The following is a 20213-nucleotide window of genomic DNA, read 5'->3' as shown; positions in this document are numbered from 1 at the left end:
GAGCATGGATAATAAGTATAATTATTTTAATGCCGGAAATAGAGCTTACATGATTATCCTAGCGTTTGCTATTATGATTCTGTTCGTCTATGGACACTTTTTAGAAGGCATAGCTGCTCTAATTATCTATGGTGGCTTAGTAATCTACAACATAAAGCGTTCAAAGGTTAAAAAAGACGAATGGAAAAAGTTTATTGAAGATTTTACTTCAAAGCTTGATATAGCTACAAGCAGCACGCTTATTAAACTTCCGTTCCCACTTATAATAGTAGGAGAGAATGGAGATGTTGCTTGGTATAATCAAAATGCTACCTCTATGCTTGACGGTGAGGATGTTTTAGGTAAAAATATTGGAACCATAATTAAGGAATTTAATATAAGACAGGTACTAAATGAAAAAAGAACTGAATTTAGACATATAAACTTGAAAGACAAGTATTACGATATATATACAAGCATAGTAAATACTGCTGAAAATATAAGTAACGAGGATAACATAGTGTTGCTTTATTTTTATGAGGTTACTGAACAGATTAACCTTCAAAAGAGCATGGATGATAATAAGGCTTCTGTTATGATGCTTGAAGTAGATAACTTGGATGATGTTATTAAGACTACTGTTGAAGATAAGAGACCTCTTTTAGCTGCTCAGATTGAGAGAACGTTGAACAACTATGGTCAAAGTCTAAATGCAATTTTCAAGAAGTATTCCGACAATAAGTATATTTTGATAACACAAGACAAGTATATACAAGGGGAAATCGAAAAGAAATTTGAAATTTTAGATTCCATAAGAGAAATAAACTTAGGGAATACACTAGCTGTTACTTTGAGTGCTGGTGTTGGGCGTAATGGAGATACGCCACAGGATAACTATAATTTTGCACTATCTGCAAAAGAGCTTGCTCTTGGACGTGGTGGTGATCAGGTTGTAGTTAAAAATGAAGAGAAGCTTTCCTTCTACGGCGGAAAGACTAAGGAAGTTGAAAAGAGAACAAAGGTAAGAGCAAGGGTTATAGCTCATGCATTAGTAGACCTGATTAATGGAAGCGACAGAGTTTTTGTTATGGGGCATAAAAATCCTGATACAGACTGTCTTGGAGCTGCAATAGGCATAAACAGTGCTATTAGGCTTTTGAATAAGCCTTGTTCCATAGTTCTTGATAATAGAAATTCAGCAATAAAGGTGGCTCTCGAAAAGTTTCAGGATGATGAGGACTATACTAATACTTTTTTAAGTCCTGAGACCGCTAGTAAAAGTTTAACCGATGACAGTTTGCTTATTATAGTTGATGTCCATAATAAAGGATATGTATTGGATTATGAGCTTGTTAAGGCCTTTAAGAAGATAGTAATCATAGACCATCACAGAAGGTCGCCAGATGCTGTTGAGGGGGTACTGCTAAGCTATATAGAAACCTATGCCTCTTCAACTTCGGAGCTTGTTACAGAAATGCTTCAATATATGATTGAAAACCCAAAGATAAAGCCTAAGGAGGCAGAAGTGCTTCTTGCAGGAATTTGTGTTGATACAAAGAATTTTTATTTTAAAACTGGTGTAAGAACCTTTGAGGCTGCAGGCTTTTTAAGAAGATTAGGTGCAGATACCATTGACATTAAAAAAATGTTTGCGGAAAATCTGGATACTTATCTCAAAAAAGCTGAAATTATTAAGTCTGCAAAGGTAGACAATGGAATAGCTGTAGCCATATGCCCACCTGAAATAGAAGATAATGTATTGGCTGCCCAAGCAGCGGATGAACTGCTAAATATTACAGGTATTCAAGCATCCTTTGTTATTGTTAGAATAGATGATGAAATACTTATAAGCGGAAGATCCTTGGGTGATGTCAATGTACAAGTAATTATGGAAGCTTTAGGGGGCGGCGGTCACATGACTATGGCTGGAACAAAGCTTAGTGGCTTAACCATTGAAGAAGTTTTAGAAAAATTACAGGATACAATTGATAAAAACATAAAGGAGAGTGAAAAGTAATGAAAGTTATATTATTAGCTGACGTTAAAGGAGTAGGTAAGAAAGGTGAGGTTATTAATGCCTCTGATGGATATGCAAGAAACTTCTTGTTCCCAAGAAAACTTGCACAGGAAGCAACAGAAGGCAATATGAATATTTTAAATCAAAAGAAGGAAGCTGAAAGAAGAAAGAAGCTTGCAGAGATTGAAGCAGCTCAGAAATTAGCTGATGAGTTAAAAGGAAAAGCAGTTAAAATAACAGCAAAATCAGGAGAAAACGGAAGACTATTTGGTTCTATAACAAGCAAAGACGTAGCAGATGCACTTAATGCTCAGTATAAAGTTAACATAGATAAGAAAAAGATAGTTGTAGATACAATAAGAACACTTGGAACATATGAAGTTGAAGTTAAAATTTATCCAGAAGTATCTACAAAAGTCAATGTTGTTATAGCAGAACAAAAGTAGGATTCGTTTCTCCTTAATTGAAGCATACGCAGCATTAGTGAGGGGGATAATTTAGTGAAATCACAGTTTAAAATTGACTATGGATTTGATGAAAGCAAACTTAAAAACATACCACTTGAGTCCCAAGTGGATGTTTTATTTGAGCTCATAAGAAATGTACTTGATGAAGGTGCAGTTAAATCTAGAATTATAAAATACAAGCTTCAAAAATATATCCATAGTGGTGATATATATAAGAGAATTTACGCTTTAAACAGAATAGTAAGCGATGGTAAGGGTATAGATACCATTCCAAGCGAAGGAAATATAAGTGAAGTACTTCAAGATACAAATAAGTGGATCTCAGAAGCAATTGCTAAAAAATATGTTCAAAATGAAATAGAAAAAGAAGTTGAACAGGCTTTAATTGAAAGACAAGATAAGTATGTTGATGAAATTAGATTAGGCATACTTAAAAAACAAAAAGGACCTGAAAATGCAAAAACTCTTAAAAAGTATGCCCAGCTTGAAGTGCTTGATTCTAAAAAGCTTACAAAGAGCATTCAGGCATTATTAAGACCTGAATCTTTTGATGAAATTATAGGACAAGAAAGGGCTATAAAGTCTCTTATATCAAAAATGGCTTCACCATATCCACAGCATATCATTTTATACGGACCTCCAGGAGTTGGTAAGACTACAGCGGCAAGGCTAGCTCTTGAAGAAGCAAAGAAACTTAAGCATACTCCTTTCAAAGGGGAAGCAAAGTTTGTCGAGGTAGATGGAACTACAGTAAGATGGGATCCAAGAGAAATAACAAACCCTCTTTTAGGTTCAGTTCATGACCCTATTTATCAGGGAAGTAAAAGAGATTTAGCTGAGATAGGTGTTCCAGAACCAAAGCCAGGTCTTGTTACAGAGGCTCATGGAGGGGTTTTATTTATAGATGAGATTGGAGAGCTTGATGAAATACTTCAAAATAAGCTTTTAAAGGTTTTAGAAGACAAGAGAGTTGAGTTTTCTTCTTCTTATTATGATCCAGAGGATGAAAATACTCCTAAATATATAAAGTATCTGTTTGATAATGGAGCGCCAGCAGATTTTGTGCTCATTGGAGCAACTACAAGAGAACCGAGAGACATAAATCCAGCACTTCGTTCAAGATGTACTGAGGTTTACTTTGAGCCATTAACAGCTAAGGATATTGAAAAGATAGTTGAAAATGCAGCAGCAAAGCTTAGCATTGAGCTTGAAGCAGGAGTTGCTGAACTTATAAGCAGATATACTATAGAAGGTAGAAAAGCAGTTAACCTTCTTGCAGATGTTTATGGATATGTGCTTTATAATGACAAAGGTGAAACAGATGAAGTTAAAATAAAAATCAGTGATGTTCATGAAATAATTTCTATAAGCAGATTAACTCCTTATGAAGAGGTCAAGACTGAAAATGATAAGGAAATTGGTCATGTTTATGGTTTAGGGGTTAGCGGTTATGTTGGCTCCACAATAGAGATAGAGGCAGCAGTTTTTGAGGCTAAGGATAAAGGTTCAGGACAAATGCGCTTTAATGATACTGCAGGAAGTATGGCAAAGGACTCTGTGTTCAATGCAGCCTCAGTTATAAGAAAACTTACTGATAAAGATATAAAGGACTATGATATTCACGTTAATGCTATAGGTGGTGGAAATATAGATGGACCATCAGCTGGAGCTGCTATAACTGTATGTATTATTAGCGCACTGCTCGATAAACCTATAAGACAGGATATAGCTATAACTGGAGAAATATCCTTAAGAGGAAAAGTTAAACCTGTAGGTGGAATTTTTGAAAAGGTATATGGTGCAAGAAGAAAGGGAATTAAGCTTGTTATTGTACCAAAGGATAACTTAAAGGAAGTTCCGACAGGACTTACAGATATAGAAGTTAAAGCAGTTGATACAATAGAGGAATTAATGGACTTAGTATTTTAATATGAGTAAATTTACAAGGAGGCGATTCAATGGATACACCTCTTAGAAGTTTACCTCACAACATTGAAGCAGAGCAGTGGGTTTTAGGTGCCATGCTTAAAGAAAGAACTTCCATAGCGCAAGCTGTGGAAGTTTTAAAAAGTGAGGATTTTTATAGAGACGCACATAAAATTTTATTTAGCAGTATGGTTGAACTCTACCAAAAGGATACTCCTGTAGATATGGTTACGCTAGCTGAAGCTATGACAGCATCTAAAAAGCTAGAATCTGTTGGCGGTTTAAGTTACATAAGTGAAGTTTATGGAACTGCTATATCTACGGCAAATGTTAAATCATACATAAGAATAGTATCTGAAAAGGCGATGCTAAGAAAGCTTATAAGGGCTTCAACGGAAATAATCGAGGCTAGCTACGATAAACAGGATGATGTTGAAGCTGTAATTGAATCTGCAGAGCAAAAGATATTTAATTTAGCGGACAAGAAAAACACCTCTGACTTTGAGCCTATGAGCACAGTGCTTGAAAGAGGATTTTTAGAAATAGAGAGACTTTTTAATAATAAAGGAGAGCTTACTGGAGTTTCTTCTGGTTTTAATGATTTAGATGCAAAGACCTCAGGTTTTCAAAAGGGTGATATGGTACTTATAGCAGCAAGACCTTCCATGGGTAAGACCACCTTTGTTTTAAACCTTGCACAGCATGCGGCTTTAAGAACAGGAAAAAGCATCGCTATATTTTCGCTGGAAATGTCCAAGGAGCAGCTTGCCTATAAGCTCCTTTGTGCAGAGGCTAATGTTGATATGCTTAAGCTTAGAACAGGTAACCTTGATGACAGAGACTGGGAGAATATTGCTAGAGCAGCAGGACCATTAGCAGCGGCAAAAATTTATATAGATGATACTGCCGGTGTTTCTGTAATGGAGATGCGCTCTAAGTGTAGAAGGCTTAAACTTGAACATGGTATAGATATGGTAATCATTGACTACTTGCAGCTTATGTCAGGAAGCAATCCTGAGAACAGACAGCAGGAAGTTTCTGAAATATCAAGATCTATAAAGGCACTAGCTAAGGAAATGAGCTGCCCTGTTATTGCACTTTCTCAGCTTTCTCGTGCTCCTGAACAAAGAGCAGACCATAGGCCAATGCTTTCTGACCTTAGAGAATCTGGTTCTATAGAGCAGGATGCCGACGTTGTTATGTTTCTTTATAGAGATGAGTACTATAATAAGGAAACAGAAGAAAAGAATATGGCTGAGTGTATCATAGCTAAGCAAAGAAATGGTCCAACAGGAACAGTAAAGCTTGCATGGCTAGGTCAGTATTCTAAATTTGGTAATCTTGATACAGTTCATACAGAATATTAGGATGGTGCAGCAGTAATGCTGCACCATTTTGTATATAAAGTGTAAAACTTAGCTAGAATATGGAATTATTTATCATATTATGTTATAATTATGCGAAGTATAGTTTAGTTTGGTAAATTGGGGGATATACATGGAGGTTTATGTGGCTCGTCAGCCAATTTTAGATATAAATAGAAAAGTAGTTTACTACGAGCTCCTGTTTAGGTCAAATCAGGATAATTATTACGTAGCTTTAGACGGAGATAAGGCCACCTTAGAGGTTATAACAAATAGTTTTACTTTAATAGGAATGGGAAGTTTAACTAATGGAAAAAAAGCATTTATAAATTTTACAGAAAGTCTTCTTTTGCAAGAAACAGCATTGTTGCTGCCGAAAGATAAAGTTGTGATTGAAATACTGGAAACGGTTACTCCTTCTGATGAAATTGTAGAGTGCTGTCGTAAGCTTAAAGCCTTAGGCTATGCTTTGGCTCTTGATGACTTTGTATTTAAGCCAGGCTATGAGGCTTTAATAGATATTGTTGATTTCATAAAGATTGATTTCGTAGCAACAAAGGGCATAGAAAGAAAAGCAATTATTGATAGATTTAAAAATAAAAATATAAAGTTTTTGGCTGAGAAGGTCGAAACTATTGAAGACTTTAATGAAGCTGTAGGTTTAGGTTATACTTATTTTCAAGGTTATTTTTTTAGTAATCCAACTATATTGAGTGCTAAAGAAATCCCAAGCAACAGCTTATATAATTTTGATTTAATAAAATTGATGAAGGAAGATAATTACGATATTATAAATATCGCAAACGCAATAAAGAAAGATGTGTCTCTTTCTTATAAACTATTAAAATATATCAATTCTGCTTCAATAGGTCTTAAGACTGAAATCCACTCAATAAGGCAAGCTCTTGTATTGATGGGAAAAAAAGAATTTATGAAGTGGGCATCATTAGTAACTATTAGAAGCTTTAATGACAAAAACAGTGAAGCAATAATGGATATTTCAATTTTAAGAGCATTGATTGGAGAGGCTATTGCTAGTAAGGTTAGCATGGCTAGTCGAGCCTCAGAGGTTTTTATAATGGAGATGTTTTCTAATATTGACGTTCTCTTAAATCAACCTATGGAAAAAATTCTTCAGGATCTGCCAATAGCTGAGGATATAAAGGCGGCCCTTCTTGGGGAAGAAAATATATTTAGATCTATAAGTGAATTAATTCTTTGTTACGAAAAGGCTGACTGGAAGAACTTTAGTAGTTTTTCAAAAAGATTGGGACTTAGAGAAGAAGAGATTCCACCTATTTATGCTAATGCAGTAATAGATGCTGCTAACATTATAGGAAACTAAATAATTGAAATAAAAATACAATTTATGGTATAATAAATATATAAGGTGCTTCTGTAGCTCAGTTGGTAGAGCAACTGATTCGTAATCAGTAGGTCAGGGGTTCAAGTCCCCTCAGGAGCTCCATGTAATAAGCGCACAAAAACCTCGATAGTTACTATCGAGGTTTTTATATTTATTACCTGTTATACACAGATTCAGCAATATTCATAGCGTGGTCAGCAACTCTTTCAAGATTGCTTATCATATCAAGGAAGACTGTTCCGCTGTAAGCGGTACAGGAGCCTGAATTAAGCCTTTTGATATGAGTTGATCTAAGATCCTTTTCCAAGCTATCGATTCTTTCTTCTATATCTAGAACAGTTTTTGCTTTAGTTGCATCGTTATTCTCAAAGCTTTCAATACTTGTATTTAATGCAGTTAAGGTATAGCTATATATATGCTCAAGCTCAGACATAGCTTGGTCTGAGAATGGAAGCCTTCTAGTAATTTTTTCCTGAGAAAGTTCAGCTAAGTTTTCTGCATGATCACCTATTCTCTCAATATCATTTACAACATGATACATAGAAGTGATTAATTCTGAATCCTCGGCGGAAATCTGCTTATTTGCAAGCTTAGCTAAGAAAGAAACAATATCAGCTTCAAGTGTGTTAATAAGCTGTTCATTCTCAAGCACTTTTTTAATTAAAGCTTCATCGTCGGTTTTAAAAGCTTGCATAGATAGTTCCAAGTTTTGCTTTGCTTCATGAGCCATTCGTATTATTTCCTTTACAGCTTGCCTTACTGCGATAGCTGGAGTTTCTAAAAGCCTCTCATCTATATATTTTGTTTCAACCAATTCATATTTATCATCACCCGGTATAAGTTTATTAACAAATTTAATTAAATAAGGTATAAACCATACTAGTATAAAAGTATTAACTATATTAAATAATGTATGAGCATTAGCAATCTGTCTCTTAACATCTGCTCCAGGGCTTATAAAATTAACAGCGCTGGTAAATGGGTTTAGAGCAAGAGTAAATATAACTGTACCTATAACATTAAAAGTTAAATGAAATAATGCTGCTTTTCTGGCTGCTTTTGAGGTTCCTATACTTGAAAGCATAGCCGTAATACAAGTACCAATATTTGTACCAAATAAAATCGGTATTGCAGTTCCAAGAGGTATAGCACCACTACCTGCCATTGCTATAAGAATACCTGTAGTAGCAGATGAACTTTGCACTACTGCTGTTGCTAACATACCTACTATTATTCCGAGTATTGGGCTCTGCCCTAAAGTTACTATCATATTTTCAAAGGCAGGAGTAGATGCTACTGGCTTTAAAACTGTCTCCATAAACTGAAGTCCCATGAAGAGTATACCAAAGCCAAGAACAATGTGACCAATCTCTCTGCTTTTTTTAGCTTTCGAAAATAATACAATGCCTGTTCCTATACCAACAAATATAGGAGCTATAGCTGTTAATTTAAAAGCAACTAATTGAGCAGTTACTGTTGTACCAATATTGGCTCCCATTATAACTCCAGCAGCTTGATATAAGTTCATTAAACCTGCATTAACAAATCCTACTACCATTACTGTAGTAGCACTGCTGCTTTGGATTATAGAAGTAACTACTGTTCCAACTAAAATACCTTTAACAGGGTTTGAAGTGATTTTTTCTAGAAAACCCTTTAATTTGTCGCCTGCTGCATTCTCAAGGCCATCTCCCATAAGCTTCATTCCGTAAAGAAATAGTCCTAGGCCTCCTAGCAGACCAATTATAATTCCTGAGATATCCATTGTTTCTCCTCCATATCATTTGTTCTTAAAAAATCTCACAATGAATATAATACTATATTTACTATCACTTTGTTAAGAGAAAGCTGAGATATATTATAGTAGAATTGAATAAATAATAATAAAGTGTTAGATTGACATAAATAAATCGTTTTCAAAAATACCAAGGAGTTTCTACCTTGGTATTTTTCTTTTTTTGTTCTAAAGCTTTATAAGGCTCCAATATATTATTATTAAGCACTAAATGACTTATGAAAAACACTAGGGGGTAAAGTATGGGGAAGCGTAATAAAATATTAATTATTATTTTTTTAATATGCTTTATACTCCAGCCTTTTATTTTAAAAGAAGTTAAGGCTGCAGAATTAGAAAAAAATATCATCATTCTTATAGATAACTCAGGAAGTATGAAAATAACAGATCCGCACAGATTGGCTGTTGTTGCAGGAGCAATGCTTATAGATACAGTTGATGAAAATACAAATTTAAATGTAATAGCATTTGGTGATAAACCTGATTTTGTGCAAAAGCTCGCAGATAGACCTTCTAAAGAAAAACTAAAGTCCAAGCTATCCGGACTAATGTTTGATAATAGTAGAACTAATCTAAAGGAAGGGCTAAAAGAAGCTTTAGGTCAGTTTGAGAATGTACAAGGAGAAAAAACCATCATAGTTCTTTCAGATGGTAAGGAAGATCCGGTTGGCGGAGTTACTGAAGAGCATATGAAAGAACTATTTTCTTTAGGAGATAAAGCTCATGATATGAGAGTTATGGTTCACTGCATAGGTCTGTCTGAATATGCTGATGAAGATACTTTGACAAAGCTAAGTTCAAAGACTGGAGGAGACTATTTTTACAGTGAAAATCCTTCAGGAATTTTTGCTGCGCTTAATAAAATATTAGGCAGTCTAAATAATTTTTATACTATTGAGCAATTTACAACAAATTCAAATACTGATAAAGAGATAAAGCTGAGCTCTTATGTAGACGAAGTGGTTATAAAGATAGCTTCTTGTGATAATACAGTTCCTTTAGTAGATGTAGCTTTTGAAGAAGGAATAACTCCTGACTATAAAATAGGAGATAAATATAAAATATATAATTTTAAAAATATCAAAAGTAGTACTATAAGAATAACTTCAAAGGATAAGGAAAGTAATTTTGTTATAGTTCAAGTGAAATCTAAAGTTCAGCTTAATATAAATTCTTCTAGTGATAATTTATCTATACCGTTTAAAGTTCCTATGGATATTAAAGTTAATTTTCAAGCAGAAGAAAATATCAAAGGACTTCATATGGATAAGCTTGAGGATGGAATAAGAGAAAGAATAAGCAGTACTGATAATGAGTTTAAGTTTACCTTTAAAAAAGAAGTACCAGGTAATTACCCAATTCTTATAACTGCTTACGATGGAAATGGAAACATAGTTGCTGTAAGGGATATTAATATAACAGTTAAGGATTACCCTCCCTTTTATTATACAAAATCTCTTCCGAGCACTATAATAACTGAAAACAGCTTTAAGGTAGAAATAAAGCAGCAGGATGACTCTAAGGTGAATAATCCTTCAGGAGAGATTTATATTGAGTATGGAGATAAGTATGAAAAGATTCCTCTTAAATTTGAAGGTGGAATGCTTACCGCAGATATAAATCTTAAAAATTCAGGAGAAATTAAAATTTCTTCGAGAATTGATGTTATAAGGGATAATAAAACTTATTCCTACTATCTGCCGTATTTTAATTCTAAGGTGCTTGAAAAGCCTTTTGTTGAGCTTTCAAGCGAAAGCTATGCTAAGCCTTTTAAGCAGAATGAACAAGTTAACTTAAGACTTTCTATAAATAAAAATTCAATTTATGGCGAAGAGGACTTTTTTATACTGAATAGCAAAAATGAGAAAATAGGAGAATTTAAATTAAACAAAGACAGTAAAGGAAGGATAGAGGTTGCTCTAAAGCCTTTAGGTAAGGGTGAGAATTTTGAGTTTTTTATAAGACCCAGAAACGAAAAGGGCGTTAAGGTTACAAGTAAGATTTCTACTAATATAAGAGTTGTATCAGATGGAAGTTATTTTATAAGCAAGAATAGAAGAATTATTACTTGTATTGTTATATTTTTATTGTTAGTAGCTCTTGTTATTGCCACTGGTTTTGCAGGATATAAAATATACGTCAGATCTTGCAAGATTAATAAGGAAGTAAGTTTTGTTATTTCCTCTAATGCAAATATACATACTAAGGGGATTTATGTAGATATAGATAACCCATGTACGTATATAAATTTGATTAATGATAGGATTATTGTAGATAGCACAGAAAACAATGCTATAGGGAGTTTTGAATTAAAAGCATATAGGGGCTTTAAAATTGTGCAAGGGTTAAGTTTTCTTCTTCATAAATATATATTAAGAAAAGATGAAGTATTTAAGCTTTGGTATAAACCTATAGTACGTCATGTGAATTCATACAGTGAAGAAATATCAGACATTCCATACCTGGAAGGAGAAAAGCTTAAAGTAAAGCTAGGTCAAAAGGAAATAAAAATAAATTTTTTATAAAATAAAAACATAGGAGGCTAACTATGCAATACCCTAAGGTTCCAAAGGATATTCTGCCAACCCTTGTAATTGGACTTGGAGGAACAGGATACCAAGTAGTAAAAAGACTTAAACAGCTTTTTAACAAAAGATACAACACTGATAAGCTGCCTGTTAGATATCTTTTAATTGATACAGACCTAAAAACTTTTCTAGATGATAATGTAAAGAATAATGAAAAGTGCCAATTAAGATTTGGGGAAGGAATAAAAAATACTCTAGATTGGGCTTACAATAATCCCAATTTTGAATGGCTGCCTCAAAATCCTAGGATAACTCCTGATTTTTTTACTTCTACAGACCAGGGAGCAGGGCTTGTCAGACCTATTGGGAGAATGTATTTATGTAAAAATGCAAAGCTCGTCTACGATAATTTGCAGACAGCAAAAAACGATTTAGTAGACTTGCATAAGGTTTTAACAGACCTTGGAGAGAATTACCTTGAAAATATAGATAGGCATAAGGTTTATATAGTTGGTTCTTTAGCAGGGGGAACAGGCTGCGGAACCTTCCTTGACGTTGCAGTAATGATTTCAAAAATATTTAACAGAGACAATACAAATATTATAGGAATGTTTACTTTGGAAAGCTGCTACGATGATAAGCTCTCCTCGGATTTAGATGCCCAAAATAGAAGTAAGGCAAACTGTTATGCTGCTCTTAAAGAACTTGAATTTTATATGTCCTCCATTACAAATCCAGAGGATAAAAAGTATGCATTTAAATACAGCAATATTGGAGAGATTAAGCTAGATAGAAAGCTTCTGGATATATGCTACCTAATAGAAAATAAAAATGAAATGGGCGGTGTACTGACTAATATTGAGGATATTTATGACTTATGTTCACTTCAGCTTTATCAAGAGATAGGGACAACTCTAGGCTCGCAGTTAAGAGCGGATTATGCAAACTTCATATGCAAGGATAAGGACCCTATATTAAAGAAAGATAGGCATTTTAGTACCTTTTCTTCTTCTTCTATGGAGTTTCCAGTAGAAAATTTGACTAAATACTGCTCTTATATGCTTGCTAAAAATATACTTCTTGGACTAAAAAAAGAATTAGATAAAGAGCAAGAACAGGATTTACATGAAAGTGCTGAAGCATACGTAGCTGAACTGAATTCATTAATGGATTTAAATGATTTAATATCAGATTTTACTCAGCAGAACAGGCTGAAGGCACAAACTAAATATAATGATTTGGTTAGAAGCAAAAGGAATCTCAACGGGGTCGACAACATAATTGAACAAACAAGGGAGAACCTTAAGGAGATTGAAGAAAGACGATTTAAAGAAGCTAATGACAGACTTAATAGGTTTGTTTCAGAAACCACTGTAAGAAGGGGAATAGTGTTTACTACTGAAGCCTTAAAAATGATAAGAGGTATGCTTAACAGCGATATTAACAATAATGTTTCAGTTACTCTTGAAAGATCAAGGATAGAGCTTGAGATAAATAATTTAGAAACTGACAAAAAGAATAAGAAGATAGTTCAAGGAAAGGAAAACGTTAAGAGCAACCTTATAACTTCCTTTAATTCATACATTGAGGAGGCTTATAAGAAGGTTAAATATATGGTCTTTAGCAAAAGATATGAGCTGGTAAAGGATAGCCTAGATAGATTGAACAGTACTCTTAACAATTTAATAAGCGAAACTGCAGAGATGAACAAGGAAATAACAAGCTTTATAAGTAAAATAGATGTTCAAAGCGAAAAGAAATATGGTGGAAATATTATTTCAAGAGAAATGATAACGAAGGATTTTTATGATAGATATTTCAACAAGCATTTTAATAATAGCTCATCTGCTAATTTATTTAGCTTATTTGAAGGTAAGAATTTAGTTGAGGAAGTAAAAAAAGGTTCAAAGGAACTTATTAAGCTTTGCAGAAACAAAGTTGAAGAGCAGATTGCTAAAGAAAATATTATGGATATATTAAAGAAAAGCTATGAATATAACAGGGCTAAGATTGAAGAAGAAAGTAAGAGCTATAAATTCAATGATTTTATAAAAAATGAGCTTGATGTAACAGCTAAGCTTGCAAAACCATTCTGGTCAGCTATCAAAAATCCTGAGGTATCTTGGACAGAATGTTATTACATAGGATGCTTGAAAGGGGAAAGTAATAATGGATTTACAATAAAAGCTCCTGAGGCAGTAGATGAATGGATAAGAAATCAGACAGGAGAACGTTCAAGATGGGCTAGATATGTGGAAACTACAAATCCATATTCTATTGATGTTATTCATATAACCATGGGGGCTTGCGCAGCTTATCTTCCAGATATAAAGCACTATAGGCAGTTCTATTTAAAGCTTTTAGCTTCAAAGACGTATCCTCTTCACTTAAATGAAGCTTATGTAGGATTAGAGGAATTAGATAAAGAGTTAGACGATATACTTCTAAGCTATTCTTTAGCTAAAGCTTATGGAGCAATTATTGAACAAGAAAATACTTCGTACTTAAATATAAGGTATGAGGATGATGAGTATATGTATATTTATCCATCTAAATATTGTTTGTTTGGTGGAGATGAAACGATAGAGAATCTTGGAGAGGCTGGAATTTCCAATATAAGCATCAGTTTTGCTCCAAGTAAGCGATATAAAATTGTTAATCAGGCTATACCAGAAAATAATAACATGATTCCTAGCGAATTAGAACTTGGCGGAAATTATCAGGAAACTATAAGAAAGATAAGTGAAAACCATGAAATATACGCTATGCTTAAGAGCTTTATGGAAGATGCTAAAAATAAGTTTGGCAAGAATAAGCTTAAGGAACACTGTATAAATCGATATATTAAAGACAAGGTTTCAGATGATTTTATTGCAAGGAACAAGGTCATTAGCGATATAGCAGCAAATTAGTCCATAAAAAATAAAGGAGATAGATATGGACGAGATTTTTAATCCTTCACTTTTGATTTCTCTTGGGCCTTCTGGGAGGAGGGCTCTTAATTTTTCTGAAAAACTTTTATCATATTTACCAAGCTATTTTTTAAATGTGGTAGATTACTATTCAGTAGAAAATATAGAGAATGTATCTGAAGAAATACAAGCCATAGTTGATAATAAACTTCTTTCAGCAAAGCACTTAAATAAGCTTGTTGACTTAGGCTATAAGGTAAGAAGTGAAAATGTGAGTTCTGTAAAGCTTAATATTTATCTGCTTTGGGATGTATATAATTCGGAACAGTCAGCCTACGAGGTAGTAAAAACTTTAACCAATTTAAATTATGGCAATATAGATAAAGACCAGCACTCAGGAGTATCTTTATTTATGCTTCCTATAATGGACAAGGAATGGCTGCTTGAAGATAAGAATAGTCTTGAGTCAATAAGAAAGCTAAATAGAGTAATAGATTTTATATCACAGCAGGAGAGTATTTTAAGTCTTGATTCAAAGGTGTATATGCTTCACTGTGTTTCAAATGATGGAACAAGGATTCCTAAAGAGGAGCTTGAGAATATTTGCGGTATTCTTGCTTACCTTAATATACTTCCTTCAAAAGATCCTCCTCTTTCACATTTTAATAGAAGATTGCTTATGGAAGAAAGCTCCTATAAGGTAGGAACTATAGGTATAACAACCTTAACAGTTTTTAAGGATAAACTTCTAGAGGACTTTGCCAGATACTTATCCGTAGATTTATTAAACTATGCATCAACCTATGAGATAAATATAGACTATAGAAACTATACAGTATTCGATTTATTAACCTATGAAAATCAAAGAAATATGCTTAGAAGAGATGTAAACATAGTTGAGGGGGATGAGGGGTATAAGCTGAGCAATGTAAAAAAATTTGAATTAGTTCTTCCAAAGGATATAGCAGCATATCCAAATATTTTTAAAAATTGGGAGCAATACATTGAACATCAATGCCTTAGTGAGGTAAGAAAAACTATAGATACAAATAATACACTTGCGATTGATAGGATTATAGATAATATAGAAGAAGACTTAAAGGATATAATTTTTAAATATAGTTTAAGAGAAGCAGTAAAATACATTAGTCTTCTAGAAGAAGAAATTGCAAAGCAAAGGCCTAATAATAAATCTAGTATAAATAGTGATACCTCAAGATTAAATAAGGAGCTAACTTCCAGGGTAAATAATTACCCTAATTTAATTGGATATATCTTTAAATGTTTAACCTTAGGCGTGTTTTTTTTATATGCCATAGTAAATATTATTGTTCCATTTCTTTCACCAAGTCTAAATATAGTTTTTTTGCTTCTTTTCCTATTAGTGTTTTGCTCCACAGCTTACTTAGATTTTCTTTTTACACAAAAGAGATTTAAAACCTTTCTGGAAAGGTATAAAGAAGAGATATTTAAGAAAAGCGGAGCTCTTATAAGCCTTTATATAGAGAAAAGTATTGTAGATATACAGAAGGACCTTCTTAACTACTTGAATAATAAGAAGAGGCTTATTATAAGCTGCATTGAAAATTGCAGAACAGTTTCTAAGAATATAAATTCTAAGCCTTTAGTGGAAGAAGAAAGCTTAGGAAATTTAATTACGGATATCTTGAATTTTAAGGACAGAAAAGAATTCTATAAGGAAAAGTCACCTAAAATATCAGATATATACAGAGAATTTATAAAGGAATTAGAAATATATGAAGGTTTTAAACGAGAAGATATGGAGGGAAAACTTTTAGGTTTTGCATTAAAAGCCTCTCAGCCCTATGTTGACCTGGATTTCTTTGAATACATGAAGTTTAAGTATAAGGATGATATTAGAGAGGAACTAAGCAATTGGATTGATAAAGGTATTATAAAGTCTAAGTATCTTCTTCAATATATAAATAATGATTTTCTTGAAGAGCATTCCTTATTTATTACTTCACCAGAAGTGCATAGAGTGGTTAAGGATATGAGAGACAGCAAGCTGTCTAATTTTCAAGTATCTGTTGTAGAAGGCAATGATATTTATACTAACTGTATATCTATTGTTAGACTTTGCTTGGGGATAGATTTTAATGATATTACCTCCGTAAAAAAGATTAAAACAAATGAAAAAGCTAATGAGAAAGAAGATAGTATGAGGGGGGATAAGAATGCTTGAGCTTACTGCGCTTTCTGTAATCATACTGCTCTATATAATCCCTCTAAATATCTTGTTCTATTATATATCAAAGGAAACCGTTATGAGTATACTGCAGTTTGAAAATATAGCTGGTGTATCAAAAGCCTCAGAAATTGCAATGAATGCTGCTGCAGCTTTCTTTTATATATTGTATGTTGGCCTTTTATTTATAACCATTTATCTTATATACAGATTTATAGTAGTAAAAAGCTTATATGTCTACCTTGACAATGAACTTGAAGTGAGAAAGCTAATCTTAAAATATCAAAGGGGACAAAAAAATATAGATGCTGTTTCAATTATTGCCATAGTACTAGTTTTGATGTTTCATATTCTCTTCAGAGTATTTGATATTAAAATTTTTGTGCTTGCTTTCCTTTGTATCGCCTTTGTCTTTAGAAAGAGAAAAATAAAGAAAAGTAAAGGCTTAAAGCAAAAGGAGAGTATTGCAGAAGAGCAGGATTTAGATTCGAGCAGTACAAATACTCTATACTTTGAGTGGTATTACAATAATGATCCATTGGGAATGCAGCATGCTGTTAGGTTTAGTGTTAATGTTCCTGTTAGTTTTGAAAGATATGCGGATTATAAGACTAAGAAGCATTTAGATAATTCTTCTATGTCCCTAAGAGAACATGTGTTAGAGGGAATTTGTACCGAAATTATTGAGGTTGCTAAACAGATTAAAAGTCAGTGCGCAAGTAGAGGTTTTACTACATTTCACCAGGCTTCTGCAGTAATGGCTTTTCAGCAGAGTCTTAAGTATGTTGAAGATATAGCTTCTAAAAACCAGGAGGAATATGTAAGATATCCTTTAGAAACACTTGTAGATAAAGAAGGAGACTGTGATTGCCATGGAATATGTTCAGCAGCAATTCTGTTTTCTATGGGATATGATATCGTGCTATTAAGAATAGTATTCCCTGAAGGAGGCGGACATCTTGCGATTGCTGTTGAGGGGGCAGATGGTATACCAGGAAACTTTTTTGAGCTAAGTGGCAGAAAATATTATTATTGCGAGGTAACTCCTTCAGAAGGAAGCAGGATGAATTTTAAAGTAGGAGAAATGCCTGATATGCCAGGAGCAAGTATAACTGCTATTCCTGTAAAAGAAATAGTGAATAACCTGTAGCAGTGAAGGATTCTTATTCATACTATAATATAAAAAATAAAAAGGTGAGGGTATGAATAAGGTAATAAACGTAGAAACACTTCGTATTTATAGGGAAGCAGTAGAAAAGCTGGAAAAACAGAAAATCGATTTTGATAAGAAGCAACTTCTGGACAACCCAGAGCTTTGCAAAGAGATAATTAATCTTATAGATTATTTTAAAAATGAAGAATGAAGATTTCTCTTCATTCTTCATTTTTAATCATCATCTTCCATTTTCTTTTGCTCAATATAAATCCTAATCTTATGAACCCATTTTCTATAAAGACTAGGATTTTCCTGCTTTAGAATAATAAGAAAGTCATCTAAAACCCCAAGCTTATAAAGTCCTTTAGAAAGGTGCTGAGGGAAATCTCTTTTTTTACTATAAAATTTTTGAGGGTCAATGACCATAAGCCTGCCATCAGGTTCAACAAATACATCCTTACACCTAATGTCAAGCTTAATAAACTTTAGTCTTTCAAATTCCTTTAGTAGCTCTAATATATCTACAACAAGTTTCCTGCTAAGGCCATTCTTCTTTATGTATTTATTTAGAGGCAATCCATCAACATAATCTCTTATCATATAATTCCCGCCAACCTCATATAGTTTTGGGAAGTATTTGCTGCCTCGTACTTTTTTCAATATATGTGCTTCACCATGAAAGTCCTTCATTACATAGCATATTTTAATAACCTTTCCGTCAGGAAGCCTATATACTATGCCGTTGTGTCCTTTCCCAAGAAATTTACACTCGAACAGATCAATATCTGTATACTTGCTAGAATAATTTTTTCTACCCATATATGCACCTAAAGTATTGCTTTCTACTATAATATGAGTAGTAGCTATAAAATGTTACACTAAAGCATCCACATTTCCTTTTAAGCCTATAGCTTCAGCTTCCTTTTGCATGCCTTTTAAGGTTTCCTCGATAACTTTATCAAGCTCCATATCTAGCATTTTTGCTCCGCCTTCAATAAGTTCTCTATTTACTCCAGCAGCGAATCCCTTGGTTTTCCATTTTTTCTTAATAGATTTTAATTCTGTATCTAATATACTTTTGCTAGGTCTCATTAACGCTGTTGCAGCAATAAGACCGGTTAGTTCGTCTGTTGTATAAAGTACTTTTTCCATTCTTTCTTTTGGCTCCACATCAATACAAATTCCGTATCCATGACTTTGAATTGCACGAACATAATCTTCAGGCCAATTTCTTTCTCGGAGTATCTCTCCAGTTTTTACGCAGTGCTGCTCTGGATACATTTCATAATCTAGGTCGTGTACCAACCCTACAATTGACCACTTCTCTACATCTTCTTCACCAAAAAGTTCAGCGAAGTGCTTCATAACAGCTTCTACTGAAAGTGCGTGCTTTATTAAGCTGTCGCTTTTATTAAATTCTTTTAAAAGTTTAAGAGCTTCTTCTCTTGTTGGTTTGTAGTTAGACATAATTCTCACTCTCTTTCTTTTGCTTCATTTCTATTATTTACATATTAGTTATATAATTTCCATGTGTCAAGTGTTTATTGCAAGTGTTAAGTTTTAAAGTTGCATTATATAAAATGTTAAGTATTAGTTTTAACATTTTAGACATAAAGTAAGAGCTATTATAATAAAATTATAGTGTTTTAATTTTATCATTTTAAAATAAATTTTAGACAACATAATATTTGCTAGATGATTGAAATATCCCAATTTTCAATAAATTGTGTTGACAGCAAAAGAAAAAGAGCGATATAATATAATCAGAAAATTAACAAATATATACATAAATAGAGGCGCAAGTAAATGGGTAATCTTTAAGTGTTAAGGAGAAGAACCTTCAATATTAAAGATGAAGGATTTACCTGCCGAAAGAATATGTTTGTTCTTGAACATTTTCTTGGGAGTAAGAGGTACACTTTTATTCTTGCCGTGAATTATCATTCATGGAGAGCTATTTATGTGATGAGAATAAGATTTTCATTGCATAGATGGCTACAGGATGAATGGTAGCTTTTAATTACCATGCCATCAAAGCACTGAGAATCTTCAGTGCCTTTTTTATTTTTTTGAGAAGGGGGAATGATCTTGAAGGCAATTATCAGAGTTAGAATGAGCATGCATGATGCTCACTATGGTGGAAACTTAGTAGATGGTGCTAAGATGCTTCAACTTTTTGGAGATGTTGCTACTGAACTACTGATTAGAAACGATGGAGATGAAGGCTTGTTCAGGGCTTATGAAAATGTAGAATTTTTAGCGCCTGTTTATGCTGGAGACTTTATTGAGGCTGAAGGAAAAATTGTAGGTTGGGGAAACACTTCTAGAAAAATGGAGTTTGAAGCTAGAAAAGTTATTGTGCCTAGGACTGATATCAATGATTCAGCTGCAGATTTGCTTGAAAAGCCAATAGTTGTTTGCAGAGCTACAGGAACTTGCGTAGTTCCAAAGGATAAACAGAGAAAAAGATAAAACTAAATATTTGTATGGGGGA

At 33.3% G+C, this 20213-nt stretch carries 14 protein-coding genes, 1 tRNA gene and 1 riboswitch; of the genes, 12 read left to right on the top strand and 3 right to left on the bottom strand.

Translation table 11 applies throughout. The annotated features are described in order from the left end of the window. Positions 1-4 precede the first annotated feature (4 nt). The 6 genes from NBE98_RS12990 (at position 5) to NBE98_RS12965 (ending at position 7221) form a co-directional block, all read left to right on the top strand. Positions 5-1996: a DHH family phosphoesterase gene (locus tag NBE98_RS12990; protein ID WP_250815408.1), complete on the top strand. Its 1992-nt coding sequence runs from the start codon at positions 5-7 to the stop codon at positions 1994-1996. After that, positions 1996-2442: a 50S ribosomal protein L9 gene (rplI, locus tag NBE98_RS12985; RefSeq protein WP_250815407.1), complete on the top strand. Its 447-nt coding sequence runs from the start codon at positions 1996-1998 to the stop codon at positions 2440-2442. Before NBE98_RS12990 ends, rplI begins: the two co-directional genes overlap by 1 nt. A gap of 72 nt (positions 2443-2514) precedes the next feature. Continuing rightward, positions 2515-4392, top strand: a complete 1878-nt coding sequence (gene lonC / locus NBE98_RS12980) for a Lon family ATP-dependent protease (RefSeq protein WP_432432683.1) — start codon at positions 2515-2517, stop codon at positions 4390-4392. Between the two features lie 29 nt (positions 4393-4421). Further along, the gene (locus NBE98_RS12975; RefSeq protein ID WP_250815405.1) at positions 4422-5756 is read left to right on the top strand and encodes a replicative DNA helicase; all 1335 of its coding nucleotides are present in this window, start codon (positions 4422-4424) and stop codon (positions 5754-5756) included. A gap of 130 nt (positions 5757-5886) precedes the next feature. Continuing rightward, on the top strand, positions 5887-7098 hold the full coding sequence (locus NBE98_RS12970; RefSeq protein WP_250815404.1) for an EAL and HDOD domain-containing protein: 1212 nt from the start codon (positions 5887-5889) through the stop codon (positions 7096-7098). 47 nt (positions 7099-7145) lie between these two features. Beyond that, a tRNA-Thr gene (locus tag NBE98_RS12965) sits at positions 7146-7221 on the top strand. Positions 7222-7273: 52 nt separating this feature from the next. On the opposite strand, the gene NBE98_RS12960 is transcribed toward NBE98_RS12965, so the two are convergent. Further along, positions 7274-8884, bottom strand: coding sequence for a Na/Pi cotransporter family protein (locus NBE98_RS12960; protein ID WP_250815403.1), 1611 nt, complete (start codon positions 8882-8884; stop codon positions 7274-7276). Positions 8885-9156: 272 nt separating this feature from the next. Here NBE98_RS12960 and NBE98_RS12955 point away from each other — a divergent pair, with 272 nt between their 5' ends. From NBE98_RS12955 to NBE98_RS12935, 5 genes are read left to right on the top strand one after another with little or no spacing between them, the layout of a single operon-like run. Next, positions 9157-11439, top strand: coding sequence for a vWA domain-containing protein (locus NBE98_RS12955; RefSeq protein ID WP_250815402.1), 2283 nt, complete (start codon positions 9157-9159; stop codon positions 11437-11439). 23 nt (positions 11440-11462) lie between these two features. Beyond that, a complete protein-coding gene (locus tag NBE98_RS12950) occupies positions 11463-14354 on the top strand; it encodes a tubulin-like doman-containing protein (RefSeq protein WP_250815401.1) in 2892 nt (963 codons plus the stop codon). Positions 14355-14379: 25 nt separating this feature from the next. Then, positions 14380-16560, top strand: a complete 2181-nt coding sequence (locus NBE98_RS12945; RefSeq protein WP_250815400.1) for a hypothetical protein — start codon at positions 14380-14382, stop codon at positions 16558-16560. Beyond that, positions 16553-17713 carry a hypothetical protein gene (locus NBE98_RS12940; protein ID WP_250815399.1) on the top strand — a complete coding sequence of 387 codons (1161 nt, stop codon included), beginning with the start codon at positions 16553-16555 and terminating at the stop codon, positions 17711-17713. Before NBE98_RS12945 ends, NBE98_RS12940 begins: the two co-directional genes overlap by 8 nt. Positions 17714-17765: 52 nt before the next feature. Next, positions 17766-17927 (top strand): hypothetical protein, encoded by a 162-nt coding sequence (locus NBE98_RS12935; protein WP_250815398.1) that lies wholly within the window; start codon positions 17766-17768, stop codon positions 17925-17927. A gap of 23 nt (positions 17928-17950) precedes the next feature. On the opposite strand, the gene NBE98_RS12930 is transcribed toward NBE98_RS12935, so the two are convergent. Next, positions 17951-18538 carry a protein kinase gene (locus NBE98_RS12930; protein WP_250815397.1) on the bottom strand — a complete coding sequence of 196 codons (588 nt, stop codon included), beginning with the start codon at positions 18536-18538 and terminating at the stop codon, positions 17951-17953. Positions 18539-18592: 54 nt separating this feature from the next. After that, complete coding sequence (locus tag NBE98_RS12925; protein WP_250815396.1) at positions 18593-19186, bottom strand: HDIG domain-containing metalloprotein; 594 nt, start codon at positions 19184-19186, stop codon at positions 18593-18595. A 316-nt stretch (positions 19187-19502) separates the two neighbouring features. Beyond that, positions 19503-19684, top strand: a riboswitch (Lysine riboswitch). A gap of 123 nt (positions 19685-19807) precedes the next feature. On the opposite strand from NBE98_RS12925, the gene kal reads away from it, so the two are divergent. Continuing rightward, positions 19808-20191: a 3-aminobutyryl-CoA ammonia lyase gene (kal, locus tag NBE98_RS12920; RefSeq protein ID WP_250815395.1), complete on the top strand. Its 384-nt coding sequence runs from the start codon at positions 19808-19810 to the stop codon at positions 20189-20191. Positions 20192-20213 lie beyond the last annotated feature (22 nt).

The organism is Clostridium swellfunianum (assembly GCF_023656515.1).
Taxonomy (GTDB): domain Bacteria; phylum Bacillota; class Clostridia; order Clostridiales; family Clostridiaceae; genus Clostridium_AT; species Clostridium_AT swellfunianum.
The sequence above is the reverse complement of the archived record's forward strand: the minus strand, read 5'-3'. Positions and strand labels throughout refer to the sequence as shown.